This is a genomic window from Aerococcus sanguinicola (assembly GCF_008726925.1).
GTDB lineage: Bacteria > Bacillota > Bacilli > Lactobacillales > Aerococcaceae > Aerococcus.
The window spans coordinates 100,447-125,463 of sequence record NZ_VYWO01000003.1; the positions used below are offsets into that span (position 1 = coordinate 100,447).

The following is a 25,017-nucleotide window of genomic DNA, read 5'->3' on the forward strand; positions in this document are numbered from 1 at the left end:
GGTGGCCCAAGCATGGGATTATTTGATCGCATTAAAAAAGCCTTCACGGGGGAAGACCCCATTGTAACAGACAAGCCAGATACAGCCGAAGAGAAGGAAGAGCAGATTGTCTTTGAGAAATATGACAAGGGTGTCGAAAAAACACGTAAGACCTTCTCTGAACGCATTAATGAACTCTTTGCGGGCTTCCGCGAGGTGGACGAAGACTTCTTCGATGACCTGGAAGAGACCCTGATCTCCAGTGATGTGGGCTTCGACATGACCATTGCCCTGTCGGATGCTGTCCGCGAAGAAATTCAATTGAAGAATGCCCGGTCCGGCGAAGAAGTCAAGAATACCGTTGTCGAAAAGATGATCGAAATCTATGACAAGGGTGAAGACAGTGACGTGGCCCTCAATGTCAGCCAGACCGACGACCCTACTGTTATGCTCTTTGTCGGCGTCAACGGGGTAGGGAAGACGACCACTATCGGTAAGATCGCCTATCAATTGAAGGCCCAGGGCAAGAAGGTCCTCCTCGTTGCCGGGGATACCTTCCGGGCCGGCGCCGTGGAACAATTAGAAGAATGGGCCCAGCGCGTGGACGTGCCCATTGTTTTAGGCCGCGACCAGGGAGACCCCGCCTCCGTTGTATTCGACGGGGTCAAGCGGGCCAAGGCAGAGGGCTTCGACTACCTCTTAGTCGATACGGCCGGCCGGCTCCAGAACAAGGCCAATCTGATGGCGGAATTGGACAAGATGAACCGGGTGATCCAGCGGGAAATCCCTGATGGCCCCCACGAAACCCTGCTCGTGCTCGACGCCACAACCGGTCAAAATGCCCTCCAACAGGCCAAAGAATTCGCCAAAGTGGTGAATATTACCGGCATCATCCTGACCAAGATGGACGGGACTGGCAAGGGGGGCGTCATCTTCGCTATCCGCTATGAGCTGGACATTCCAGTCAAGTTTATCGGCCTAGGGGAGCAATTAGACGACCTGCAGAAATTTGATCCCGAACAATTTATCTACCAGATGGTCCGGGATGTCGTGGAAGTGCAATAGGCTGAGAAACGAAAAGCAAGATGGCTTTCATTTTGGAATGGTGCTGATGAGCATGCGTTTCGCTTTTGAATTTAGGCCTTGAATGATTAGGGGTCGAGGACGGCTAGTGCCGTCTCGTACTTTATCCGTACGTCGCTGTGCTCCTACGGCTAAAGCAGCACCGGCTCGAGCCAAGGTCTCTCGCCTAACGAGCTTCAAAGTTAGAGTGTGACAGAAGTCGTTAAGCTCTGAACCACTGGAGCAAAGGGTGGAAGAACCTTGTCAAAGGTTCAGCCAACCTTTGTGAAGTGGTGTCAGAGCTGACTTCTGGAGCAGGTTTGGGCTAGTACGGCTAGCGCCTACTATCCCTAATTCACATCGTTTGCTTTTTCATGGCTAAGGCCCAACTTCAACGCTCCACTTCTGCTCATGATATGCATTGTAACGACAATATCAGCCTATAAAAGAGTAATTAATTGGTGCTAGTAAGCATGCGTTCCGTCTTGAAAGTGATCGTTATAGAGCCATGGCCCGAACCGGTGCCATGGCTTTTTAACGACCAAGTTCAAAAGCGGAACGGATGCTCACTAACAGTGTTTACTATTGATGGCTTTGTCTAATTCTAGGGGCTATTTAGCTCTTGCTGGTTTTTAGCTAACTAGGGGGGTAATCGCGAGCATTTAAGGGAAGATTTGAATTGACTTTCCCTTGGCGCTTCGTTATCCTTAAGTATTGTGAGGAGGAAGCTTCTGGCTTCCCAGATTAGTTAAGGGGCGAAGGCAGGATGGAATTAGAAAAGACGAATGAAATGAACCGCCTCTATGATTTTTATGGCGACTTATTGACGGCCAAGCAGCAGGCTTACATGGCCCTCTACTACCGGGATGATTATTCGCTGGGAGAGATTGCGGAGGCTTACCAAGTCAGTCGCCAGGCGGTCTATGACAATATTCGGCGGACGGAGAAGATTCTCAAACACTATGAATCTGTCCTCCATAATGTCAAGGCCTACCGCCAGCGCAAAGTCCTCGGCCAGAAGATCCAGGCTTATATTGCGAGCCAGTATCCAGAAGACCAGGAACTCCAGGACTTGCTGGACCAGCTTATCTTATTAAACGATGAAATTGATGACTAAAGTGTGAGGTGTAAATATGGCATTTGAAAATTTATCTGACCGCTTGCAGGGGGCTATCCAAGGCGTCGGCAAGAAGGGCAAGATTACGGAAGCAGACCTAAAGGAAATGATGCGGGAAGTCCGCCTAGCGCTTTTGGAAGCGGACGTTAACTTCAAGGTCGTGAAGACCTTTGTCAAGCGGGTCAATGAACGGGCTCTGGACAGCGAAGTTCTGGCCTCCTTGTCACCTGCCCAACAGGTTGTGAAGATTGTGAATGAGGAATTGACTGAACTCTTAGGGGGTGACCAGGTAGGTATCCAGTATGCGCCTGCTGGTCAACCAACCGTCCTCATGATGGTCGGCCTCCAAGGGGCAGGGAAGACCACGACAGCTGGGAAGTTGGCCAACTACCTGCGCAAGGAAAAGGGCCGCAAGCCCCTCCTCGTGGCTGCCGATATCTACCGGCCAGCTGCCATCAACCAGCTCCAAACCATCGGCCAGCAGCTGGACCTACCTGTCTTTGAACTGGGTAACCAGGTTGACCCGGTCGAAATCGCTGAGAAGGGGATTCAGTATGCCCAGGAGAAGGGCTACGATACCGTCTTCATCGATACCGCCGGCCGTCTGCAAATTGACGAGAAATTAATGGCCGAACTCCAAAATATCAAGGCAGCGGTTGAGCCAAATGAAATCCTCTTGACCGTGGACGCTATGACGGGGCAGGAAGCCGCTAATGTGGCCAAGGCCTTCGATGATGAACTAGCCATCACCGGGGTCATGCTGACCAAGCTGGACGGGGACTCCCGCGGCGGGGCAGCCCTCTCTATCGCCAGCATCACCGGCAAGCCCATCAAGTTCGCCGGGACCGGGGAGAAGCTGGAAGATATTGAGATCTTCTACCCTGACCGGATGGCCAACCGTATCCTGGGTATGGGGGACATGCTGACCCTGATTGAACGTGCCCAGAAGGAATTCGATGAGGCGGAAGCCGAAGCCATGGCCGCTAAAATGCGGGAGAACACCTTCGACTTCAACGACTTCATGAAGCAGATGGAACAGATGAACAAGATGGGGCCCCTGGAAGACATTATCAAAATGATCCCAGGCCTCAACCAAATGGCCGGCTTGGACCAGCTCAAGATTGATCCAAAAGAAATGACCCGGACCAAGGCCATCATCCAATCCATGACTAACTTTGAGCGGGAGAATCCCGATGAAATTTCTCAGAGCCGGCGCAAGCGGATTGCCAAGGGATCTGCAACGACGGTAGCTGAGGTCAACCGCCTAATCAAGCAATTCAACCAGTCCCGGGACATGATGAGTAAGATCTCCAATGGTAACCTGGGTGGCTTGGAGAATCTTATGGGCGGCCTCGGCCAAGCAGGCGGTGGCAAGCGCAATAAGATGCAAGAAGTCGCCAGCCGTCGCATGATGCGCAAGCTCAATAAGAAGCTGGGCAAGAAGAAACGGCGTTAAGGAATGGTTAAAGAATTTTTTTGGAAGCGATGCTGGTGAGCATACGTTCCGTCTTGAAAGTGATCGTTAAAGAGCCATGGAACCGGTGAGAGCCAAGGTCTCTCACCTAGCGAGCTTCAAAGTTAGAGTGTGACAGAAGTCGTTAAGCTCTGAACCACTGGAGCAAAGGGTGGAAGAACCTTGTCAAAGGTTCGGCCAACCTTTGTGAAGTGGAGTCAGAGCTGACTTCTGGAGCAGGTTTGGGCTAGTACGGCTAGTGCCTACTAGCCCTAATTCACATCGCTTTCTCTTTCATGGCTAACGATCACTTTCAAGCTCCACTCCTGCTCACTGAATGGATTGCAATAAATGCCTTAATAGCAGTTGTGATTAAAAGCTTGAAATCAAAATCCGTAAGTCACTGACCTTCCCATATAAATTGCTAAATATAAACGCTTTAAGCAATGGACAGGGTAGAGGAAGATAAAAGATATTTTTTAATCAAGGGCAGATGGCAGCGTCTTGCCCTTTTCTTGATTTTAGGGGAAGCAACATCGTCTTATCGGATAAGTCAGGGTGTTCAGGCCTGATTTTGGCAAAAAAATTGCCCTGTAAAGAAAAAATACTTTACAAGGTCAGGAAAAGCTGATATAGTATACAAATGTGATTAAAGAAAAATATTAAGAAAAGAAACAAGGAGGAAATTAACTCATGGCAGTTAAAATTCGTTTAAAACGTATGGGTGCGAAACGTAACCCATTCTACCGTATTGTTGCAGCAGACGCACGCGCACCACGTGATGGTCGTATCATCGAAAAGATCGGGACTTACAACCCAACAACTGAACCAGAAGAAGTTGTACTCGATGAAGAATTAGCGCTTAAATGGTTAGCTAACGGTGCACAACCAACAGATACCGTTCGTAACATCCTTTCACGCCAAGGGATCATGAAGAAACACCACGAAGCAAAAAACAACAAATAAGACTAGGATGACCCAGCATGCCAGATATTGAAAATTTACTGCTAACGATTGTTACACCGTTAGTAAAATATCCAGAAGATATCCAGCTGGAAATTGTCGATGGTGACGAATACTTAGAATACCACCTGCAATTAAACCCAGAGGATGTAGGGCGTGTGATCGGTAAAGGTGGCCGTGTAGCAAATGCCATTCGCACCATACTCTATAGCGTCCGCGTCGAAAACCACCGCCGCGTCCGCTTACTCATCGACCGCGATGAAAAATAAAGGGTGTGAAGGCTAGCGGGAGAAATAGACCTCTGGAGCAAAGAGCCAGAGAAGACTGCAAGTCTTCGGCGGATCTTTGCGAAGAGGAGCTATTTCTGCTAGCCTGAACCCGACTAAAGGGTGTGAGACTTGGCGCTTAGGCTTGGATGATTGGAGCAAGTCAGAAAAAGAGCGAAGCATTCGCTCGTTTCTGACTTGTGAAATCACGCCAAGCCTGCCAAGTCGAACCCGACTATAAAGGGTGTGAAGGCTAGCGCTTAGGCTCGGCTAATTGCGCTCGCTAGCTCTGAGCGCAAACCACCAGGCAGCAATTTGCACTCGGCAGTCCCGAGTACAAATCGCCGCCTGAGCCCAAGGACTTTGCGAGGAGCTAATTAAACAGGCTGCGGCCTAACCAACACGTCACAATTATGCTAGAATAAGCTAGGGCGACTCTGCCCTAGCTTTTTTAACCATTAAAGGGAGGTCATGCAGATGACAGAGACTTATTATCAGGTGGGCAAACTGGTCAATACCCACGGCATCCGGGGCGATGTCCGGGTAATTTCGTCCACCGATTTTCCCGACCAGCGTTACCAGCCAGGGAGTCGCTTGACCCTCTTCGACAAGGGCCAGGCGGTTGAGGAAGTGGAAGTGGACAAGCACTACCTCCACAAGAATTTCCACATTCTCCACTTCAAGGGGTATCCCTCCATCAACGATGTGGAGCGCTTCAAGGGGATGGTGCTCATGGTTGCAGCGGAAGACCGCGAGGACGACCTGGAAGAGGGGGCCTATTACTATGAAGACATTATCGGCCTGGAAGTCCGGACGACGGATGGCAAGCGTCTGGGCCGGATCCGTGAAATTACCGCGCTGGGCCCCAATGATGTCTGGCATGTCCAACGCTTTGCCAAGGGGGCCGATATCCTCTTGCCCTATATCGAAGACGTCGTGAAGACCGTCGACCTGGACGAAGGCTATGTCTTAATTGAGCCCATGGAAGGATTGATCGACTAATGCAGATAGACGTTCTCAGTTTATTTCCCGAAATGTTTGCGCCCTTGACCCAATCCATCATCGGCAAGGCTCAGGAAAAAGGCCTGGTCGACATCCGCATCACGGACTTCCGCCAATACGCCGAAAATAAGCACGGCCACGTGGATGACTATCCTTTCGGCGGTGGGGCGGGCATGCTGCTCCAGGTGGGTCCCATCTACCGGGCCCTTGAAGCTATCAAGGCCAGCCATCCGGAGACCGACAAGCGGGTGATTCTCTTGGACCCAGCCGGGAAGACCTTCGACCAGGATCAGGCGGAATCCCTAGCCCAAGCGGACCATCTCATCTTTATCTGTGGCCACTATGAGGGCTATGACGAGCGCATCCGCCACTATGTCACGGATGAAATTTCTCTGGGTGACTTTGTCCTAACCGGTGGCGAGCTCGGGGCCATGGCTGTGATCGATGCCACTGTCCGCCTCTTGGACGAAGCAGTGGGAAATGCCGAGTCAGTGGTGGAAGATTCCTTCTCTACCGGTCTCCTGGAACACCCCCAATACACCAGGCCGCGCGAATTCAATGGCATGACCGTGCCAGACATCCTGCTCAGCGGCGACCACGCCAAGATTGCCCAATGGAAGCAGAAAGAATCTCTGCGCCGGACCTTGGAACGTCGGCCAGACCTCCTAGAAGACTACGACCTGACCGACCAAGAAAAAATTTGGCTAGCGGATATCCAGGCAGACCAGGAAGAGAGTGAAGAATAAATCCTTAAGAACCGGGTAAATGTGCCCGGTTTTTTTATTTGCCGTGCTTCTCACTAAGGGTGCAAGCGCCACAAGTCCTTCCTTATGTCGGTAACTAGTGGAGAAAGCGACACAAGTCTTTCGATATGTCGGTAACTAGTGGAGAAACCGACATAAGTCCTTCCTTTAAGTCGGTAAGTCGTGGAATATTCAGCACCAATTCTCTTTTGCATTTCCCACCCACTCTCTATATAATAGGAAGAAAGTCGATCCTAGGGGAGGGAATATGATGCGTATTGTTATTATTGGCGGCTCTTTTGCTGGCCTTGCGGCGGCCTTGGCCTGCCGGGAAAATTATCCGGAAGCGACGGTTTCGCTTTTTGAAGCGGGGAAAGTCCTGGCCTATAGTCCTAATAGCTTGAAGGATGTCTTAGCAGGGAACTTGGTAGACTTAGACCAGGGAGCGACAGTTGACCCTGAGCTGCTGGCGGCCCAGGGGATTTGCTGCTATTTGGAGAGTCCTGTCCAGGCCATCCAGCTTGAGGACCAGACCATCACTTACCGAAGCGCTGACCAGGTCCAGCAGGCAGCTTATGATTATTTAATCCTAGCCATGGGGAGCCAGACCTATCCGCGCCAACTACCCGCTGACCAGACCCGAGGCCTGATTCAGACCCGTGATGCGAGGTCGAGCAGGCAGAGTCATGCTCTTTTGGACCAAGCAGACCAGGTCCTGGTGGTTGGAGCAGGGGCGATCGGTATTGAGATGAGTGCTCGTTACCGCCAACTTGGCAAGGACGTGACCTTGTTGGAAGCGGGCCCCCATCCGGCCTACAAGCTCTTCGATGCCTGGCTCGGGCGGCGGCTCCAGGATCACTTGACCCAGTTAGGCGTTAGGGTCCACTGCCAGGAGACCTACCAGGACTTTAAAACGGGGGAGGCGGGGGTCCAGGTTAAGACCCAGCGGGAAACTTATGCTGCCGATGCGGTCCACTTCGCCATCAGCCTTGCCCCGCAAACGGATCTGATCCCAGACCAAATCGCCCGCAATCCGGATGGGACGGTCTGGGTGGATGACTACCTGCAAACGTCCCAGCCGGGGATCTTTGCCTGCGGGGACCTGATCCGCCTGCCATTCGGTCCTGAGGAAAAGGCGACCTACCTGCCTCTAATTGGCCATGCCCAGCAGACGGGCCGGCTGGCAGCCCTCAACCTCAATAAGGCCCGCTACCCCCTACCGGTCAGCCAGCGGACGGAAGCTCTGACCCTGGGCCAAGTGGTCTACTTTAGCGGCGGGATCAGCCAGGTGGAGGCCGATTATCTGGACCTGGCCTACTGCCTGACCCAGTTCGACCAGGGCGACTTGGCTATCCAGATTCTCTCTGACCAAGGGACAGGCCGCTTATGGGGCGTCCAAGCTGCCTTGCCTGACCAGGCCGAAAGCCAGTCTCTGGTCGCAGTCCTGACCACGGCCCTCCAGGCTGGTTTGACCGACCAGTTCTTGAGCCTTCAAGCCAACCTCTACCAGGGCCGCCAAGCCTTGGTCGCTCCTGACTGGTTCCAAGCCATCAACCAACACTGGCGCAGCCGGTGCCAAGACTTAGGCGAAGGAGGGACCAAGCATGCAGATTAGCCAGCTCATGGAACGCAGTCAGGCCGCGGCCTACCAGGTCCTGACCCAGCTCATGCAGGCAGCCGGCCCCCTAAGGACCAAGACTCTCAAAGACCAGGTGGGCCTCTCCCAAGCCACCCTGGACAAGTACCTCAAGGCCATCCAGGAAGCAGGGCAGGAGGGCGCCATCGCCTGGCACTTGGACTGGCAGGGGGACCAGGTGGATTTGTTCTTGGCTAAAGACCTCAGCCTAGAAGCCGTCCTTGCCTTCTTCCTCCAAGACAGTATCAAGTACCAGATCCTCGATTATTTATTCCACCATGACGAATTTGCTATCAACCACTTGGCGGACCAACTGGCAGTCTCTGAAGCCACCCTCAACCGGCATTTGGCCCAGCTCAACCAAGACCTCCAGGAATTTGACCTGCAGATTCGCAATGGCCGGCTCAAGGGTCCCCACCAACAAATTCTTTACTTCTACTACCAGCTCTACCAGCTCAGCCTCGACCGCGACGTCCGGAACCAGGTCTTTGCCCGCTACCGGATCAAGGACAGCCTGTCCTATTTTGAACGGATCAATAAGGGCCCCTTCCTGCCGGCGGGGGAAGACCGTCTGGCTCTCTGGCTCTATGTGTGCCAAGTCCTGGGCAAGCGGCGGGACCGGGACTATGCGACCCTCTACCAAGTGACCGCTGACCTCCAGGACCGCCCCTTCTATCAGCGGGCCCGCCAGCACCTCCTCCGCTACCAGGCCCAACTGGCTCGGGACTTCCAGGAGGGCGACCTGATCGTCCAGCTCCTCTTCCTCATGTCCAACTACCTGCTCTCAGCTAGCGTGAACGAACAGTTCCTAGGCTACGGGGGACCGATCATGGCCGCTACGACCCGGACCGTCCGCCAGCTCAGCCACACGCACGAGCTAGACAAGCAGGAAAAGGCCCGCATCCTCTATGAAGCTGGGCAGAGCTTCTCTGCTCTCAGCTACTTCAAGGGAATCCTCCTCAGAGCCCCTCTAGCGGAAAGCCAGCCCTCCTATGCAAAGGAAGCCAGGACCCTCTTGAAAGCAGTCAGCCAAGAGACCCTCAAGATCCAAGCGGAAGACCGGGGCGAGCTCAGCAGTTGGGCCCAGTGGAAGTGGAGCCAGACCCTGGAGAGCCTAGAGCTTAGAGAAGAAAGGGTCTACCAAGTCGCCGTCCGCCTCGACCCCTTGACCAACCTGGACCGGAAGACCTTACTTAGCCTGCGCCAAGCACTCGAAGTCCACCGCCGCCTGAGCCTGGACAGCTACCAAGAGGGCATGGCCTACGACTTCCTGATCAGCGACTACCGCCAAGCCGGCGATGACCCCGACCGGACCTACTACCTCAAGGCCAACTTATCCCCCTACGATATCAAATACCTCAAACAGGTCTTCAGCCAGCACGTCGCCCCTTAAAAGGAGAGACCTGGCGAGGAAAATAAGAAAAAAAGGATGAGGCCTGAAATCGGGGCCTCATCCTTTTGACTGATCAAAAGCTTATTTTGATTATTTATTATTCTTGTATGGGAATAACCAAACAAGCAAGATAATAAATAATAGGGTAATGATAATTTTTAAGACTAGGGGGAGGGAACTTGTGACATCTCGGATCGCTTGTCCCCAGTTCGGGTTAATGAATAATCGAATAAAATGATCGATTGTAAAAAGACTTACAATTATCCAAAACGAAATTTTTTTGTGTTTTTCCATAGACAAATCATTCCTCAAAGCAATTATTCTCTGGGCTTAGCTACATCCCCACCGTAACAAAAATAGAAAAAGACTACAAGAATTATATTCTCACCCCTTTAGACTAAGGCTATGCGAAAAGGATTAATCCCAGACTCCAAAGTTCAAGTACATCTCAAAAATTCACTGTCTAATTTTTTAATATTTATTGACTATTTTAAAACAAACAGAAATTATATTTTTGCCATCTATTTGTGAGCAGGAGTGGAGCTTGAAAGTGATCGTTAGCCATGACTAAGCAAGCGAAGCGAATTATGGAGAGTTGGCGTAAGCCTTACTCTCCGTTTGAGTCTCGCTAGGTGAGGAGAAGGTAGCAACGCTGCTGGCGCAGCCTTGAACTTCATCTCTAAGTCGCTTCGCTCCAAGAGCTGAAGCTGCCTGAACCGGTGCCATGCTTTAGTCTTGTTGATCCGCTAATCATTTAACGAACAGACTCAAGACGGAACGTATGCTCACCAACAGTTAAAATCTCAAACCCTTATCAATTAAAAGCAGAACTAATTGAAGCTTTTAATAAGAACTACTACTAAGCGAAATTTTTGCAATTCGTTTAGTGAGCAGGAGTGAAGCGTTGAAGTTGGTCCTTAGCCATGAGTAAACAAGCGTTGCGAATTACGGAGCGTAGGCGCCAGCCGTACGCACCGTTTGAGGCTCGCTAGGCGAGAGACCAAGGCTCGAGCCGGTGTCATGGCTTTTCAAGGACCAAATTCAAAAGCGAAACGCATGCTCACCAGCACAATCCCCATCTGAAGGAACTATCAGCTTTTTTCGAAATCCAAAAAAAGTTAAGACCATTGATGTAAGCGCTACCGGTATAATAAGGTCAGAAGTTAGAAAGCAACGTTTAATCCAAGTGAGATACAGGAGGCTAAGATGGAAAAATATATTATGGCCATTGACCAGGGCACCACGTCCACCCGGGCGATTATCTACAACCACCAGGGGGAGAACGTGGGCTCTTATCAAAAGGAATTCGACCAGATCTTCCCCCACGCGGGCTGGGTGGAGCACAATGCCAACCAGATCTGGAATTCGGTTCAATCCGTGATTGCAGGGGCCTTTATCGAATCAGGGCTCAAGCCCGAACAAATTGAAGGGATTGGGATCACCAACCAGCGGGAAACGACCGTCATCTGGGACAAGGAGACCGGGCTCCCAATCTACAATGCCATTGTCTGGCAGTCCCGGCAGACCGCAGCCATCGCCAACCAGCTCAAGGCAGCGGGGCATACGGAGATGATCCGTCAGAAGACCGGTCTAGTGATCGATGCTTACTTCTCCGCGACCAAGATTCGCTGGATCCTCGACCATGTCGACGGGGCCCAGGAACGGGCGGAGAAGGGGGAATTGCTCTTTGGGACCATTGATTCCTGGATTGTCTGGAAGCTCACCGATGGCAAGTGCCATGTGACCGATTATTCCAATGCCGCTCGGACCATGCTCTTTAACCTCAGAGACTTGGAGTGGGACCAAGAGATCTTGGACCTGCTCAACATTCCGCGTGCTATGTTGCCAGAAGTTAAGTCCAATTCGGAAGTCTACGGCCACACCATTCCCTTCCACTTCTATGGGGCAGAGGTTCCTATCGCCGGGATGGCTGGGGACCAGCAGGCAGCCCTCTTTGGCCAGCTCGCCTTTGAACCGGGCATGGTCAAGAACACTTATGGGACCGGGGCCTTCATTATTATGAATACCGGTGAAGACTTCCAGCTCTCGGACAACCGCCTGATCACGACCATTGCCTATGGGATTAACGGCGAGATCCACTATGCCTTGGAAGGGTCTATCTTCGTGGCCGGGTCTGCCATCCAGTGGCTGCGGGACGGTATGCGGCTGATCCAGTCCTCACCCGAATCCGAAGACCTGGCCCGTGCTTCCACGAGTGAAGACGAGGTCTATGTGGTGCCAGCCTTCACTGGCCTAGGCGCGCCCTACTGGAATTCCGATGCTCGGGGTTCGGTCTTCGGCCTGACCCGGGGGACCAGCCGGGAGGACTTTGTCAAGGCGACCCTCCAATCCCTGGCCTATCAGACCCGGGATATCATCGACACCATGGAGAAGGACACAGGTATGCCTATCAATGTCCTCAAGGTGGACGGTGGGGCCGCCATGAACAATTACCTCATGCAGTTCCAAGCCGATATCTTAGGCATTGAGATTGCCCGGGCCCAGAACTTAGAGACGACAGCCCTGGGTGCGGCCTTCCTGGCAGGTCTGGCAGTGGGCTACTGGGAAGATATGGAAGAATTGAAGACCCTCACTGCGGTCGACCAAGCCTTCAACCCGTCCATGAACAATGCCCGCAAGGAACAACTCTACAAGGGCTGGACTAGGGCCGTTAAGGCGACCCAGGTCTTCGCCAATCAGACAGATGAAGAAGCTAAGGATTAGAGGAGGATTACCATGAAATTTTCATACCAAAGTCGTCAACAAGCCATTCAAAAGATGCAGGACCGGGAACTCGACCTGCTTGTCATCGGTGGCGGGATCACCGGAGCTGGCGTCGCCCTTCAAGCCGCTGCTTCAGGCCTAGAGACGGGTCTGATTGAGATGCAGGACTTCGCTGAAGGGACCTCCAGCCGGTCGACCAAGCTCGTCCACGGGGGGATCCGCTACCTCAAGCACTTCGACGTGGAAGTCGTGTCCGATACGGTTAAGGAAAGGGCGGTGGTCCAACAGATTGCCCCCCATATTCCCAAGCCCGACCCTATGATTTTACCGGTCTATGATGAAGAAGGGGCGACCTTCAACCTCTTCCGGCTTAAAGTCGCCATGGACCTCTACGACCTCCTGGCAGGCATCCAAACCTCGCCCTATGCCAACAAGGTCCTCTCTAAGGAAGAAGTCCTGGCTGAAGAACCGGCGCTCAAGGAAGAAGGCCTACTAGGTGGGGGCCGCTATCTCGACTTCAATAATAGCGACATCCGCCTCGTCATTGAAAACATCAAGCGGGCCCAAGATGATGGCGCCCTCGTTGCTAGCCGGGTCCAAGCAGTGGGCTACACCTATAATGAAGCTGGGGACATTACCGGCGTTCGCGCCCTGGACCGCTTGACCGATGAGGAATTCGAGATCAAGGCCCGGGTCGTGATCAATACCACTGGTCCTTGGTCCGATAAGACCCGGAACTTGGACCGTTCTGACCAAGAAGCCATCCACCAGATGCGGCCGACAAAAGGGGTCCACTTGGTGATCGATTCCGCCAAGCTCAAGGTCAACCATCCAGTCTACTTCGACAGTGGCCACCAGGACGGCCGGATGATCTTTGTCATCCCAAGAGAGAACAAGACCTACTTCGGGACCACGGACACCGACTACCAAGGTGACCTCAAGCACCCCCAAGTGACCCAAGACGATGTGGACTACCTCCTGGCTGCTGTCAACGGGCGCTTTCCAGAGGCTAAGATCACGCTCGATGACGTGGAATCTTCCTGGGCTGGTCTCCGTCCTCTCCTGGCAGGCAACTCATCCTCTGACTACAATGGGGGCGACAGCGGCAAGCTGACGGATGAGAGCTTCGACCAATTGATTCATTCCGTCCAAGCCTATCTCAATGAGGAAGAGACCCGGGAAGAGGTCGAAGGAGTCGTGGCTAACCTGGAAGGCAGCCTGTCCGAACAACAATTGAAGCCTTCAGAAGTGTCGCGTGGTTCCGACCTCTCCATCGATGACAATGGCCTGATTACTTTAGCCGGGGGCAAGATCACTGACTACCGCAAGATGGCTGCAGGTGCCCTGGAGAAAATTATCGGCATCCTCGCCGACAAGTTCGACCGCCACTTCCGGGCCATCAATTCCAGAACCTATCCTGTTTCAGGCGGGGAGATCAACCCGGACAATATCGAACGCGACTTCGAAGCCTATGCCCAAATTGGTGTCAGCCGGGGCTTGACCAATGAGGAAGCCTACGAGATTGCTGCCCTCTACGGGTCCAACGCTCCCCAAGTCTTCCAACTCGTTGACCAAATTGAGCTGGATGACCGCCTAACCCTCAAGGAAAATATCATGCTGGCCTATGCCATGGCCTATGAACTGACCCTGACCCCAGTGGACTACTTCCTCCGCCGGACCAACTACCTGCTCTTCAAGCGGGATGAAGTGGACCACATGATCGAACCAGTCTTGGACATCATGGCAGCAGCCTATGATTGGACAGCAGATGAAAAACAAGCCCAGCTGGACCAATTACAAGCCACCATTGAAGAAAACGACCTGGCCCAGCTCAAGGCCCATTAAGGAGGGACCACCATGCCCACAGATGTCATTGGAGAATTCCTCGGAACGGCCTTCCTCGTCCTCCTAGGGGACGGGGTGGTGGCCAATGTCAGCCTGGACCGGACCAAGGGCAAGGATGCCGGCTGGCTTGCCATTACTATCGGTTGGGGGCTAGCCGTGGCAATCGCCGCCTATGCCACCGGCCACATGGGACCGGCCCATCTCAACCCAGCGGTCAGCTTGGCCTTCGCCCTCAGAGGGGCCATCAGCTGGGGGACCTTCCTGGCCTATACCGCCGCCCAGGTTCTGGGAGCCATCCTTGGCGCTTGCGGCGTCTGGCTCCTCTACCGGCCCCACTATGCCCAGACCGAAGATCCAGATACTATCCTGGGGACCTTCGCCACGGCACCGGCCATCGATTCGCCGCTTGATAATGTGATTGCCGAGGTCATTGGGACCTTTGTCCTGGCTTACGGTATTCTAGCCTTCGCATATACCGACATGGCGCCAGGGATTGGTACTGCAGTAGTCTCTGCCTTGATTGTCAGCATCGGCGTTTCTCTGGGTGGGCCCACCGGCTATGCCATCAACCCCGCCCGTGACCTGGGCCCCCGCCTGGCCCATAGCTTCCTGCCCATCCCTCATAAGGGATCCAGCCAGTGGTCCTATGCCTGGGTGCCGATTCTTGGCCCCATGCTAGGGAGCTTACTTGCAGCAGGTCTGGATTTATTGTTGAATGCATAAAGTGAATGGAAGAGTCGGCCTTGGGGCTGGCTCTTTTTGTTTTGGGATTGGATTGGGGGAGTGGTGCTGGTGAGCATGCGTTCCGTCTTGAAAGTGATCGTTAAAGAGCCATGGCACCGGTTCGGGCCAAGGTCCCTCACCTAGCGAGCTTCAAAGGGCTCGTAACGGCTTACGCCGACGATCCCTAATTCACATCGCTTGCTTGTTCATGGCTAACGATCACTTTCAAGCTCCACTCCTGCTCACGAGTGAATTGCTGCCAAATCAAAAATTGGGTTTAAGTTGGGAGATGAATAAGTGAAAGAGTGCTAGGGAGATGCGTTTAATTTTTTTCTTTTCCTTCAAGATAATAGTTCTAGTTTATATATATATATATATATATATAAATTCAGTTTATTTTAATATAAATAAATACTATATTTGTTGACATGGGACTTTGAAACGTTTACAGTAAGTTTATAAGTTGAAGAGACGATGTGTTTCCGAGGCTTGTGACTAGTCTGAGGAGGAGTTTTATGAAAGATAATTTTGGACTCTGGCTAGGTTTGGCGTTTATCGTCGGGGTGATCCTGGGGCAGACGGTTGACAATATGCCGCTTGGGATTGGCCTGAGTCTTGCAATTGGTACTGGCATCGGAATGGGATTCGAGTCTTACGATAAGAGGGATGATTAAGTTAGCGTTGATTTAGAAAAAGGAGGCCCTATATGAAGGACCAAACGATGAAGGGGAAATTGAGCTTGAAATATGGTTTTTATGCCTATTTCATTATCTTTGCGATTACTATTATTGTAGATGGGATTTGGGAAGTTTCAGTATGTGCTGGACAGTTCTGCCAGTCATATTGTGGTCTTTGTCCTACAGAAGTTTTTGACTTACAATTTAATCGCTATCCTTCCCGCAGTGATCATTGCCCTGACTTTTTACTTTTTTATATTGAGAGACTGTGACTATTGATCCTTAGCGAAAAAGACAGTCAAAATTTGAAGAATCATTCAATTTAAGGAGGCACTATGAAGAAATTTATACTCGATGTGGTAATCCTTGCCCTAGCCTTTATTATTCAAAGTGTGCTAGGAAATTGGATAAATTTAGACAATCTTTTGGTCGATTTCCTTTCATTTGTGATCATCTTTGTAATTATTCGAATCTTGATGTCTAAAGCCTACGATTAAGAGCTTATCCTTATTTAATTACTATAAAATAAAAGCAGGCCTCCCAACGCATACCGTTAGGAGGCCTGTATAGCTATTAAGAATTAATATTCTCCTCTTTGACACTTAAATTAAGAAATCACTCAATCATGACATTTGAAAGCGCTTTTGTTTATTGCTATACTAAGTTTGTAAGATAGGAACAAGCAATGGTTGTTCTCAAGTCGCCTTGCTGTGTTACTAAGAACCGCTTATGGCGCTCACTGACTAGTCACTAACTAAGAAGGGGTGTAAGCTATGAAAAATCAAACCAAAAAGAATATTTACACGGGACTTCTTATGACGATGCTAGCAATATTGATTGCACATTCTACGGGTCCCAGCTATATAGCCGATAATGTGTATCTGGTTATCAAGTACATTATATTGGCTATTGGGCTCTATATGCTGGTCGAGCTTAGGAAGTTATGAGTCCTACTAATGTTAAGCGAAATAAACTCAGGAAAATTTGACGTCTTAATCCTATAATGTGGAGGTGTTAGTGAATTCGACAGGAATTTACTAGCATCTTTTTTGTGTATTAAACCTTATTATTAACAAAGCCCCCAAAAGCTGGTCAGTGCCGGGCTTTTGGGGGCTCTATTCATTGATAATGCTAGATGGACTTATTTCGCGCCATCAATAATCCCAGTGAAGCTGTCTACTTCAAGACTGGCGCCACCAACGAGAACACCGTTGATGTTGTCTTGGGAGAGGATTTCTTTGGCGTTAGCGGCTTTAACGGAACCGCCGTAGAGGATGCTGGCTTCTTTAGCCACATCTTCAGAGGTCAATTCAGCAATGACTTGACGGATTTCAGCACAAACTTCTTCAGCATCTTGGGCAGAAGCTGTTTTGCCAGTACCGATGGCCCAGATAGGTTCGTAGGCGAAGACAACGTGTGAGATGTCGTTAGCGTCTAGGCCTTTGAGGGCAGCCTTTAATTGTTCGGTGATGAAGGCAATGTATTCGTTGGCTTCACGTTGTTCCAAGCTTTCACCCACACAGAGGATAGGGGTCAACTTGTTGTCGAGGGCAGCTTTGACCTTGGCGTTGATATCTTCGTCAGTTTCTTTGAAGATTTCGCGGCGTTCGGAGTGGCCGAGCACCACATAGTCCACGCCTAAGTCGCTCAAGGCAGCAGGGCTGGTTTCACCTGTGTAGGCACCGCTATCTTCAGAGTAGCAGTTTTGAGCCCCAACTTTAAGGGCAGAACCTTGAGTACGTTCCACAGCATCAGCAACGAAGAGGGCAGGTGGGATAACCACAACGTCAGCGTCCACACTTCCGTCGACTTGAGCTTTCAAGTCATCGATGAAGCTTTTGGCTTCCCCTGCAGTTTTATTTAATTTCCAGTTTCCGGCAATAATTGTCTTAACCAATTTAAAATCTCCCTTCAGAAATTAAGTACACCTGTATTTTACCATTTTTGTCATGAAAACACTATGATAAAGTGAAAAAATTCTCATAGGGTGTGAGAGGATGCGGGAGAAAGGGACCTCTGGAGCAAAAGGACAGAGAGGGCTGAAAGCCTTCGACGGACTTTTGTGAAGAGGAGCCCTTTCTGCATCCTCGAGCCCGACTTGGATAGGGTGTGAGCAAAGGCCCTTAGAAAGGGATGACTGGAGGCAAAGCGGATAAGAGCGGCTTGAGCCGATCGTTCCACTTTGCTGAAGTCACTCCTTTTCTGCCTTTGCGAACCCGACTAGACAGGGGGTGAAGGAAAGCTGCCAGACCGAACCCGACTAGTAAGCAACAGAAATTTCGACCAAGCGAAATTTATGACGCCTAGTCTAAATTTTTTCTCATTCCGGTCTTCCTAGCAGGAAGTGTGATAGAATAGGGGAGATATGACCATTAGGGAGCGATAGAGAAGGAGAGCTTATGCTGAAGAACTTTATTTTTGATATCGATGACACCCTCTATGACCAGATGGACCCCTTCCGCCGGGCCTTGACCGAGGTCTTTCCCGACTTGGACCAGGACCGGGCACCAATCTGGTATAAAAAGAGCCGCTATATTTCGGATACGGAATTCCCCGGCCTGGCCTTCGACCCCGAGGGCATCAAGCAGATGCAGATCAAGCGGATCCAAGCGCCCCTGGCCGATGATGGGATTGCTATTTCCAGTGAAGAAGGCTGGGCCTTCCAAGAGGCCTACCAACGCTACCAAAAAGACCTGACCCTGCAGGCGGATATGCGCCAAGTCCTCGATTTAATTCAGGCAGCTGGCCAGCCCATGGGCGTTATTACCAATGGGGAGACCGCCAAGCAGTGGGCCAAGGTCGAGACCATGGGCTTAACGGCCTGGATTCCAGCAGACTATATCCTGGTGTCAGAAGAAGTGGGCGTGGCCAAACCGGAAGGCGAAATCTTTGATATGATTTGCCAGCGGATGGGGATTCAAGCCGAAGAGAGTGTTTACTTCGGGGATAACTTCAAGCATGACATGGTGGCCGCTAAGGAAGCGGGTTTCCACACCGTCTGGCTCAACCACCGGGACCGAGACTTCGATGGGGTAGCCAGCTATGTCGACCAGGAGTGTGCCGACTTCTCAGAAGTCCTCACTTGGGTCCAAAAAAATCTCAACTAAACCTTTACAAGCTCAGTCTAATCTGTTAAAATACGTACTTGTGAGTTATTGTCACGTATCAAACGATATTCCGCTAGCAGGTCTGCCTGCTATGAGTGTTTGTTGGAAGGAGAAAAAACATGAGTAAATTAATTGAAGCTATCACAAACGAACAATTACGTTCTGACATCCCAGACTTCCGTCCTGGTGACACCGTTCGTGTCCACGCTAAGGTTGTCGAAGGTGACCGCGAACGTATTCAGATCTTTGAAGGTGTTGTTATCAAACGCCGTGGCCAAGGCATCAGCGAAACTTACACTGTTCGTAAGATTTCAAGTGGTGTTGGCGTGGAACGGACTTTCCCAGTTCACACCCCACGTGTTGACCAAATCGAAGTGATCCGTCAAGGTAAAGTTCGTCGTGCGAAATTATACTACTTACGTGATCGTCACGGTAAGGCTGCTCGTATTCCAGAACGCCGTCGTAAATAGATCGATTGAATTGAAAGCAGTGGGCTTGTCCTGCTGCTTTTTTTGTCTCTGTTATTACTTGTAAAATGATCATCCTTGCGCTGGTGAACGGCTTGACCAAGAAGCAAAGCCCTCTCTTTGTAAGGCTTTTCCTTTTCAATTGAGTTGGGCTTTTGGCCTATGCTACAATGGAGGCAAAGGAGGTTGCGACAATGACTGAAGAATATACGACGACCAGTAATGAAGAGAAGGGTTGGGGTCACCGCTTCTTGGATATCTTGAAATGGCTTGGCCTGATGATCTGGGGGACCCTGCCCATGGGCTTAATGCTTGTGGTTAATGGTAATTCCCATAGATTTTCCTGGCCTGTGGTGGCTGGCTTGACCCTCTTAGTTTTGGCCTTTGCTTATGTGACCTATCGTTTTCTCTATAACTTCTATTACAAGCGTGCCCAGGGCAAGGATAACTTCGACCGCTTGGGCTGGAAGGACGTGGGGATTGTCTTCCTTTATTATATTGGGGTCCGCCTGGCAGTGGTGGTCTTGACCATGGCCAATCAAGCTGTCTATGAGACCGGGGTATCGGCCAATGACCAGATGCTCTTCTCAGGCGATCCAGACCTAATCTCTCCTATCTCTAACATTGCCTTCTTTATTATGATGGGCTTTGCGGTGCCTTTCTTAGAAGAATTGGTTTTCCGGGGCATCTTCCAGCACCTCTTCTTCAAGGCAGAAAGTTTCTGGTGGCCCCTGGTCTTGAGTTCGTTGATCTTCGGTCTCAACCACTTGTCCAGTAACATCATCGAGGCCCTCATGTATATCATCATAGGGGTCGCCCTCTACCTGGCCTATCGCCGGCGGAGGAATCTCAAGGATGCGATCCTTCTCCATATGATGAATAATGGTTTTGCGGCTATTATTCTCTTAGGCACTTACCTCTTCCAAGTCTTCGGCTAAGTGTCCAGCTCCCAGTCTGATCCGGCTGGGGGCTTTTTGCTTTCTTTATCAAATTGTACTAGTGGGCATCCGTTCCGTCTTGAGTTTGATCATCCGCTAGGCTCAAGTCCCCCCTTAATAAAGAAGCAAAGAATAGAAAAGAAAGCGCTTTTGTGGTAAATTAGAAGGGACAAGAATGTGTGCCTAATGAAAGAAAGGAAAGATCGCTTATGAAAAAGATTATCAACCAAGCGTCGGATGTGGTCGATGAGATGCTTTCGGGCATGGTCTGGGCCAATCCTAACTTAGAGCGGATTGAAGGAACGGGGGTGCTCCTGGCTAAGGACCGGGGCGACCAAGTTTCGGTGATCAGTGGGGGAGGCAGCGGCCACGAACCCAGTCATGCGGGCTTTATCGGGGATGGCATGCTGGCTGGGGCAGTCTGCGGTCAGGTCTTCACCTCTCCGACCTCCGACCAGGTCTACCGGGCCATCCAGGAAGCCAACCAGGGCCAGGGGGTCATGCTGGTGATCAAGAACTATTCCGGCGATATTATGAACTTCGAGATGGCCATGGAGATGGCTGAGATGGAGGATATTCCGGTGGGCAAGGTGGTTGTGGATGATGACATTGCCGTGGAAGATTCCGACTTCACCCAGGGCAAGCGCGGGGTAGCCGGGACAGTCTTGGTCCACAAGATCCTCGGCGCAGCAGCCCGGTCAGGCGCGAGCTTAGACGACTTGGTAGGCCTGGGTCAGGAAGTGGTTGACCATCTCTCTTCTATCGGCCTAGCCTTGTCCGGCGCCACTGTTCCAGAATCCGGCAAGCAGGGCTTCAACCTGGCCGATGACGAGATCGAATTCGGCGTGGGCATCCACGGTGAACCTGGCTATAAGCGTGAAAAACTCCAGCCCTCCCGCGCCATGGCCCAGGAAATGTTGGAGAAGTTGAAGGCCTACAATAACTGGCAGGCCGGCGACCGCTATGCCCTCCTCGTGAACGGCATGGGGGCGACCCCACTGATGGAGCAGTATATCTTCTTAAACGATGTCATGGACCTTCTAGCCGATGAGGGCCTAGACATTGCCTTCACCAAGGTCGGTAACCTGATGACCTCGATTGATATGGCCGGCATTTCCCTCACTTTTTTGAAGTTAGAAGATGGCTGGCTGGACTTACTTGAAGCTGATGTTGACGTGGAAGGATGGTAGACGAATGAGCCAAGAACAAGCTGTGCGTGAAGCCTTAGAACTTTTTAGCCAAAAAATTACAGAGAACAAAGACTATCTGTCTGAACTGGATACGCCGATCGGGGACGGGGACCATGGCGGTAACATGAAGCGGGGCGTGGATGGCCTCCAAGAGATGTTAGCGGGAAAGGAAGAGGCTTCTGTTGTTGACCTCTTAAAGACCGCCGCTATGGCCATGATGTCCAAGGTGGGTGGTGCTTCGGGCCCGCTCTACGGGACAGCCTTCTTAGAGATGTCCAAGGCCCTGCAAAGCCAAGAAGGTGACTGGGCAGGGGCTATCCAGGCAGCAGCGGATGGGATTGCCAAGCGCGGCCACGCCCAGGCCGGGGATAAGACCATGTTGGATGTCTGGCTGCCCGCGGCGGAAGCCCTCCAAGAGGGGGACTTGACCGCTGACCAGATTGATGGCTGGGTCCAAGCGACCGAGGACATGCAGGCGCGCAAAGGTCGGGCCTCCTATGTGGGGGAACGGTCAGTCGGTCATATCGACCCGGGAGCCATGTCCACATCTTACTGGCTCAAGGCCTTAGTGGAAGCAGGTGTTGGCCATGACTAGTGCAATCCTCTTAGTCTCCCATGTGGCAGACCTGGCCCAAGGTGTGGCAGCCCTCTTAGGGGAAGTGGCCCAGGATGTGGAAATCATCCAAGCAGCCGGTCTTGAAGACGGCGGGATTGGGACCTCTTTTGAACGGATCCAAGCCGCTATCGACCAGACTGAGGCCGACCAGATCTATGCCTTCTATGACCTGGGTTCGGCCAAGATGAACCTGGAGATGGTCCAGGAGATGACCGATAAGCCGATCACCATCTACGACACTGCTTTCGTCGAAGGTGCCTACAATGCTGCTGCCCTGACCCAGGCCGGCTTGAACCAGGAAGAAATGGAGAAGCAGCTGAAGGATTTAGTGGTGAAATAGAAATTTCCTGGAAATAGATGGTGCTAGTGAGCATCCGTTTCGTTTTTGAATTTGGTCCTTGAAGAGCCATGGCACCGGCTCGAGCCTCGGTCTCTCGCCTAGCAAATCTCAAACGGACCGTACGGCTGACGCCTACGCTCCGTAATTCGCTTTACTTGCTTTTTCATGGCTAAGGACCAACTTCAAAACTCCACTCCTGCTCACAAACCTAAAGTAAATTATTATTGTATAGCAGTTAGCTATTTCAAGTGTAATGAATGGAGAGGCTGCTCAAAAATGAATTGATAAAGATCAGGTAATTGTGCCTGGTTTTTATTGTGCATTTGCTTTGGGTGAGGAGCTGTTCGTTTTTGAATTTGGTCCTTGAATGCTTAGGCGTTCGAGCACGGCTGGTGCCGTCTCGTACTTTATCCGTACATCGCTTTGCTCCTACGGCTAAACACCACCGGTTCGGGCAGCTTCAGCTCTTGGAGCGAAGCGACTTAGAGATGAAGTTCAAGGCTGCGGCAGCAGCGTTGCTACATCCTTCTCACCTAGCAAATCTCAAACGGACCGTACGGCTGACGCCTACGCTCCGTAATTCGCTTTACTTGCTTTTTAAATGGACTTTTAGGAAGCTGTGGCTAGGTCTCAACTTTAAAGCTTCCCTCCTGCGCATCAGAACCTTACCAAGACGATCGCTTTAATCACGAGCTTGTAGTGAAAAGTAAAAAAGTGTCGCCCCTCTCGCTAAGAAGAGAAGGCGGCACTTTTTCTTGTTTCATTAAAGGCAAACGCGGGCTAAGAGGTCATCGAATTCGCGGACATCTACCTTGCGGCCCAGGCTGATCTTGATATGGCCAGCTCTGGTCCAGAGTTCGATTTCAGAAGTTAAGTCCAGCCGTCCCGCATTTTCTGTGGACCACATGGTGATGGACCGGTAGGGAAGGCTGTAGATTTCAATCTTTTTGCCGGTCAAGCCTTGGCTGTCGCGGACAATCAAACGCTTGTTAGTAAAGATCGCAATATCGCGGATGGTCTTAAAGGCGCGAAAGGCTTCTTCACCGGGCACGAGCATGCCTTGAATATCAGCTGGAACAGGCACTTCTTCGTTAAAAATCCAGGATGCCACTTCATTAATTTCAGACATAGGATCCTCCTTTTTTTTGCTTAAGTGTAACAAATTGTAAGCAAAAAAGCTAGGCAGGTCGCCTAGCTTTAATTGTCTAAGTGATGGGAGCTGAGAGGGCTCCCTCACACCCTATAGTCGGGTTCGAGGATGCAGAAAGGGCTCCTCTTCGCAAAAGCCCGTCGAAGGCTTTTAGCCTTCTCTGGTCTTTTACTCCAGAGGTCCCTTTCTACCGCATCCTCTCACACCCTTTTTTAGAATAGTTGCTTGTCGCTACCGAAGCGTTGGCCGAGGGCTTCTTGGGCCACTTGGTTGAGGTAGTTCCAAGTGTTGTCGTATTCGGGTTGGAAGAAGAAGTCGGCTAAGGCGAGGTCTTCTAGGGTCCAACCGGCGGAGATGGCAACGGATAGGGTGTTGATGTCACGAGCTAAGTTGATGGTGGACATGATTTGTGCCCCGACTAACTTGTGGTCATCCTTGCGGTAATGGATCTTCATGAAGACATCTTGGTCGTCATTCATAAACTTAGGTAGGACAGGGATTTGTAGGAATTTGCTTTCTACTTCGCCGTCTACCTCTGCCTTGTCGCAATCCTTAACTCCAGTTGCCGCAAAGTGGTAGTCGAAGAGGGCTAAGCCGCTGGTCCCGTTAACGCTAGGGGACTTGAATTTGTTTTCCCCAGCGATAATGTTTTGCGCAGCCATTACTGCTTGACGGCGGGCATTGCTGGCGAGAGCGATAGCCTTGCCTTTACCAGTTGGGGTGAATGGGATTTCGGTGGCATCCCCGGCAACATAGATGTCTTTAACAGATGATTCCAGGTATTCATTAACTTTCACGAAGCCCTTGTCATCTAATTCTAAAGTACCCTTGAGCCATTCGGTGTTTGGTTTCACGCCAACAGCGAAGAGAACTGTATCGGCAGGGTATTCGCCCTTGTCGGTGATGACTTTGGCAACTTGGCCATCTTTTCCTTCGATGGATTGGACGCATTCGCCGCCGTGGAAGTCAAGGCCTTTGTCAGCAGCATGGGCTTCGAGGACGTCAGTGAATTCCTTATCTAAGTAGGTCGGCAAGATGCGGTCTTGGCTATCGATCACTGTGGTCTTGATGCCAGCCTTGGTGAAGGCTTCAGCCGCTTCAATCCCGATATAACCGCCCCCAACGACAACGGCTTCTTTAGCATCCGCCATGCGTTCTTTCACACGGTCTGCCCAGTCACGGCCGCGGAGATAGTAAACATGGTCAAGGTCGGTACCTTCGATGGGCAGTTCAACGGGCACAGCCCCTGGACTTAAGAAAAGCTTGTCGTAGCTAACTTGGTGGTCACCTTGGTCATCTTTAACCGTAACTTCCTTGGCATCACTATCAATGGCAACCACTTGGCTATTGGTATAAGCATTGACTCCTTGTTTCTTGTAAGAGTCTTCGGTCGCATAGTGGAGGTCATCCAGATGGTCGGACTTGCCTTCTAAGTAAGACTGGATCCCACAAGAGAGGAAGGACATGGTGCTTCCGCTTTCATAGAGATCAATTTCGATGTCTTGGTCTGCCTTGAGCAGGGTTTGAACCATTTCGTAACCCGCATGGGATGTCCCAACAACAACAACTTTCATGATAACTCCTCCTTAAATTTTATTCTAAGTCCATGCTAGTACAAAAGGAAAA

The 25,017-nt window shown here is 51.2% G+C and carries 24 protein-coding genes; 21 read left to right on the plus strand and 3 right to left on the minus strand.

Annotation, left to right across the window (positions count from 1 at the left end):
* Nucleotides 1-12 precede the first annotated feature (12 nt).
* The 14 genes from ftsY to F6I03_RS05815 all read left to right on the plus strand — a co-directional run bounded on the left by ftsY (nt 13) and on the right by F6I03_RS05815 (nt 15,855).
* Nucleotides 13-1,044, plus strand: a complete 1,032-nt coding sequence (ftsY, locus tag F6I03_RS05750; protein WP_070430030.1) for a signal recognition particle-docking protein FtsY — start codon at nt 13-15, stop codon at nt 1,042-1,044.
* 763 nt (nt 1,045-1,807) lie between these two features.
* Entirely contained in the window at nt 1,808-2,158 is a 351-nt protein-coding gene (locus F6I03_RS05755) for a putative DNA-binding protein (RefSeq protein ID WP_070430029.1), read from the plus strand.
* Between the two features lie 16 nt (nt 2,159-2,174).
* Nucleotides 2,175-3,614 (plus strand): signal recognition particle protein, encoded by a 1,440-nt coding sequence (gene ffh / locus F6I03_RS05760; protein WP_070430028.1) that lies wholly within the window; start codon nt 2,175-2,177, stop codon nt 3,612-3,614.
* A 690-nt stretch (nt 3,615-4,304) separates the two neighbouring features.
* Nucleotides 4,305-4,577, plus strand: a complete 273-nt coding sequence (gene rpsP, locus F6I03_RS05765) for a 30S ribosomal protein S16 (RefSeq protein WP_067972242.1) — start codon at nt 4,305-4,307, stop codon at nt 4,575-4,577.
* A gap of 17 nt (nt 4,578-4,594) precedes the next feature.
* The gene (locus F6I03_RS05770) at nt 4,595-4,843 is read left to right on the plus strand and encodes a KH domain-containing protein (RefSeq protein WP_070430027.1); all 249 of its coding nucleotides are present in this window, start codon (nt 4,595-4,597) and stop codon (nt 4,841-4,843) included.
* A 474-nt stretch (nt 4,844-5,317) separates the two neighbouring features.
* On the plus strand, nt 5,318-5,842 hold the full coding sequence (gene rimM / locus F6I03_RS05775) for a ribosome maturation factor RimM (protein WP_070430061.1): 525 nt from the start codon (nt 5,318-5,320) through the stop codon (nt 5,840-5,842).
* Nucleotides 5,842-6,588, plus strand: a complete 747-nt coding sequence (trmD, locus tag F6I03_RS05780; RefSeq protein ID WP_070430060.1) for a tRNA (guanosine(37)-N1)-methyltransferase TrmD — start codon at nt 5,842-5,844, stop codon at nt 6,586-6,588. The genes rimM and trmD overlap by 1 nt, the downstream gene beginning before the upstream one ends.
* Before the next feature lie 268 nt (nt 6,589-6,856).
* A complete protein-coding gene (locus F6I03_RS05785; protein WP_070430059.1) occupies nt 6,857-8,200 on the plus strand; it encodes an FAD/NAD(P)-binding oxidoreductase in 1,344 nt (447 codons plus the stop codon).
* Entirely contained in the window at nt 8,190-9,614 is a 1,425-nt protein-coding gene (locus F6I03_RS05790) for a helix-turn-helix domain-containing protein (RefSeq protein ID WP_070430058.1), read from the plus strand. The genes F6I03_RS05785 and F6I03_RS05790 overlap by 11 nt, the downstream gene beginning before the upstream one ends.
* A gap of 1,206 nt (nt 9,615-10,820) precedes the next feature.
* Entirely contained in the window at nt 10,821-12,338 is a 1,518-nt protein-coding gene (gene glpK / locus F6I03_RS05795; RefSeq protein WP_150983085.1) for a glycerol kinase GlpK, read from the plus strand.
* 12 nt (nt 12,339-12,350) lie between these two features.
* Entirely contained in the window at nt 12,351-14,183 is a 1,833-nt protein-coding gene (gene glpO / locus F6I03_RS05800) for a type 1 glycerol-3-phosphate oxidase (RefSeq protein WP_070430055.1), read from the plus strand.
* Nucleotides 14,184-14,195: 12 nt separating this feature from the next.
* Nucleotides 14,196-14,906, plus strand: coding sequence for an MIP/aquaporin family protein (locus F6I03_RS05805; protein ID WP_070626161.1), 711 nt, complete (start codon nt 14,196-14,198; stop codon nt 14,904-14,906).
* A 515-nt stretch (nt 14,907-15,421) separates the two neighbouring features.
* Entirely contained in the window at nt 15,422-15,580 is a 159-nt protein-coding gene (locus F6I03_RS05810; RefSeq protein ID WP_141737816.1) for a glycine zipper family protein, read from the plus strand.
* A 32-nt stretch (nt 15,581-15,612) separates the two neighbouring features.
* Nucleotides 15,613-15,855, plus strand: a complete 243-nt coding sequence (locus tag F6I03_RS05815) for a hypothetical protein (protein ID WP_070430053.1) — start codon at nt 15,613-15,615, stop codon at nt 15,853-15,855.
* A gap of 869 nt (nt 15,856-16,724) precedes the next feature.
* Here the strand turns inward: F6I03_RS05815 and tpiA are convergent.
* Nucleotides 16,725-17,480, minus strand: coding sequence for a triose-phosphate isomerase (tpiA, locus tag F6I03_RS05820; protein ID WP_070430052.1), 756 nt, complete (start codon nt 17,478-17,480; stop codon nt 16,725-16,727).
* Nucleotides 17,481-17,572: 92 nt separating this feature from the next.
* Between tpiA and F6I03_RS09985 the strand changes: the two genes are divergently transcribed.
* The 7 genes from F6I03_RS09985 to dhaM all read left to right on the plus strand — a co-directional run bounded on the left by F6I03_RS09985 (nt 17,573) and on the right by dhaM (nt 22,241).
* Nucleotides 17,573-17,626 (plus strand): hypothetical protein, encoded by a 54-nt coding sequence (locus F6I03_RS09985; RefSeq protein WP_371326173.1) that lies wholly within the window; start codon nt 17,573-17,575, stop codon nt 17,624-17,626.
* A gap of 356 nt (nt 17,627-17,982) precedes the next feature.
* A complete protein-coding gene (locus F6I03_RS05825; RefSeq protein WP_070430051.1) occupies nt 17,983-18,690 on the plus strand; it encodes an HAD family hydrolase in 708 nt (235 codons plus the stop codon).
* A gap of 119 nt (nt 18,691-18,809) precedes the next feature.
* Nucleotides 18,810-19,160, plus strand: coding sequence for a 50S ribosomal protein L19 (rplS, locus tag F6I03_RS05830; RefSeq protein WP_070430050.1), 351 nt, complete (start codon nt 18,810-18,812; stop codon nt 19,158-19,160).
* Nucleotides 19,161-19,351: 191 nt separating this feature from the next.
* On the plus strand, nt 19,352-20,095 hold the full coding sequence (locus tag F6I03_RS05835; RefSeq protein WP_070430049.1) for a CPBP family intramembrane glutamic endopeptidase: 744 nt from the start codon (nt 19,352-19,354) through the stop codon (nt 20,093-20,095).
* A 209-nt stretch (nt 20,096-20,304) separates the two neighbouring features.
* Complete coding sequence (gene dhaK / locus F6I03_RS05840) at nt 20,305-21,285, plus strand: dihydroxyacetone kinase subunit DhaK (protein WP_070430048.1); 981 nt, start codon at nt 20,305-20,307, stop codon at nt 21,283-21,285.
* 4 nt (nt 21,286-21,289) lie between these two features.
* Entirely contained in the window at nt 21,290-21,880 is a 591-nt protein-coding gene (gene dhaL, locus F6I03_RS05845; protein ID WP_070430047.1) for a dihydroxyacetone kinase subunit DhaL, read from the plus strand.
* A complete protein-coding gene (dhaM, locus tag F6I03_RS05850) occupies nt 21,873-22,241 on the plus strand; it encodes a dihydroxyacetone kinase phosphoryl donor subunit DhaM (protein WP_070430062.1) in 369 nt (122 codons plus the stop codon). The genes dhaL and dhaM overlap by 8 nt, the downstream gene beginning before the upstream one ends.
* Before the next feature lie 763 nt (nt 22,242-23,004).
* Here the strand turns inward: dhaM and F6I03_RS05855 are convergent.
* Nucleotides 23,005-23,370 (minus strand): PH domain-containing protein, encoded by a 366-nt coding sequence (locus F6I03_RS05855; protein WP_070430046.1) that lies wholly within the window; start codon nt 23,368-23,370, stop codon nt 23,005-23,007.
* A gap of 233 nt (nt 23,371-23,603) precedes the next feature.
* Nucleotides 23,604-24,965: an FAD-dependent oxidoreductase gene (locus tag F6I03_RS05860; protein ID WP_070430045.1), complete on the minus strand. Its 1,362-nt coding sequence runs from the start codon at nt 24,963-24,965 to the stop codon at nt 23,604-23,606.
* Nucleotides 24,966-25,017: the final 52 nt, after the last annotated feature.

Bases quoted from the DNA above. Each gene is read 5' to 3' on its own strand.
- ftsY (WP_070430030.1), top strand. From the start codon at position 13: ATGGGATTATTTGATCGCATTAAAAAAGCCTTCACGGGGGAAGACCCC.
- F6I03_RS05755 (WP_070430029.1), top strand. From the start codon at position 1,808: ATGGAATTAGAAAAGACGAATGAAATGAACCGCCTCTATGATTTTTAT.
- ffh (WP_070430028.1), top strand. From the start codon at position 2,175: ATGGCATTTGAAAATTTATCTGACCGCTTGCAGGGGGCTATCCAAGGC.
- rpsP (WP_067972242.1), top strand. From the start codon at position 4,305: ATGGCAGTTAAAATTCGTTTAAAACGTATGGGTGCGAAACGTAACCCA.
- F6I03_RS05770 (WP_070430027.1), top strand. From the start codon at position 4,595: ATGCCAGATATTGAAAATTTACTGCTAACGATTGTTACACCGTTAGTA.
- rimM (WP_070430061.1), top strand. From the start codon at position 5,318: ATGACAGAGACTTATTATCAGGTGGGCAAACTGGTCAATACCCACGGC.
- trmD (WP_070430060.1), top strand. From the start codon at position 5,842: ATGCAGATAGACGTTCTCAGTTTATTTCCCGAAATGTTTGCGCCCTTG.
- F6I03_RS05785 (WP_070430059.1), top strand. From the start codon at position 6,857: ATGCGTATTGTTATTATTGGCGGCTCTTTTGCTGGCCTTGCGGCGGCC.
- F6I03_RS05790 (WP_070430058.1), top strand. From the start codon at position 8,190: ATGCAGATTAGCCAGCTCATGGAACGCAGTCAGGCCGCGGCCTACCAG.
- glpK (WP_150983085.1), top strand. From the start codon at position 10,821: ATGGAAAAATATATTATGGCCATTGACCAGGGCACCACGTCCACCCGG.
- glpO (WP_070430055.1), top strand. From the start codon at position 12,351: ATGAAATTTTCATACCAAAGTCGTCAACAAGCCATTCAAAAGATGCAG.
- F6I03_RS05805 (WP_070626161.1), top strand. From the start codon at position 14,196: ATGCCCACAGATGTCATTGGAGAATTCCTCGGAACGGCCTTCCTCGTC.
- F6I03_RS05810 (WP_141737816.1), top strand. From the start codon at position 15,422: ATGAAAGATAATTTTGGACTCTGGCTAGGTTTGGCGTTTATCGTCGGG.
- F6I03_RS05815 (WP_070430053.1), top strand. From the start codon at position 15,613: ATGAAGGACCAAACGATGAAGGGGAAATTGAGCTTGAAATATGGTTTT.
- F6I03_RS05825 (WP_070430051.1), top strand. From the start codon at position 17,983: ATGCTGAAGAACTTTATTTTTGATATCGATGACACCCTCTATGACCAG.
- rplS (WP_070430050.1), top strand. From the start codon at position 18,810: ATGAGTAAATTAATTGAAGCTATCACAAACGAACAATTACGTTCTGAC.
- F6I03_RS05835 (WP_070430049.1), top strand. From the start codon at position 19,352: ATGACTGAAGAATATACGACGACCAGTAATGAAGAGAAGGGTTGGGGT.
- dhaK (WP_070430048.1), top strand. From the start codon at position 20,305: ATGAAAAAGATTATCAACCAAGCGTCGGATGTGGTCGATGAGATGCTT.
- dhaL (WP_070430047.1), top strand. From the start codon at position 21,290: ATGAGCCAAGAACAAGCTGTGCGTGAAGCCTTAGAACTTTTTAGCCAA.
- dhaM (WP_070430062.1), top strand. From the start codon at position 21,873: ATGACTAGTGCAATCCTCTTAGTCTCCCATGTGGCAGACCTGGCCCAA.
- F6I03_RS05855 (WP_070430046.1), bottom strand. From the start codon at position 23,370: ATGTCTGAAATTAATGAAGTGGCATCCTGGATTTTTAACGAAGAAGTG.
- F6I03_RS05860 (WP_070430045.1), bottom strand. From the start codon at position 24,965: ATGAAAGTTGTTGTTGTTGGGACATCCCATGCGGGTTACGAAATGGTT.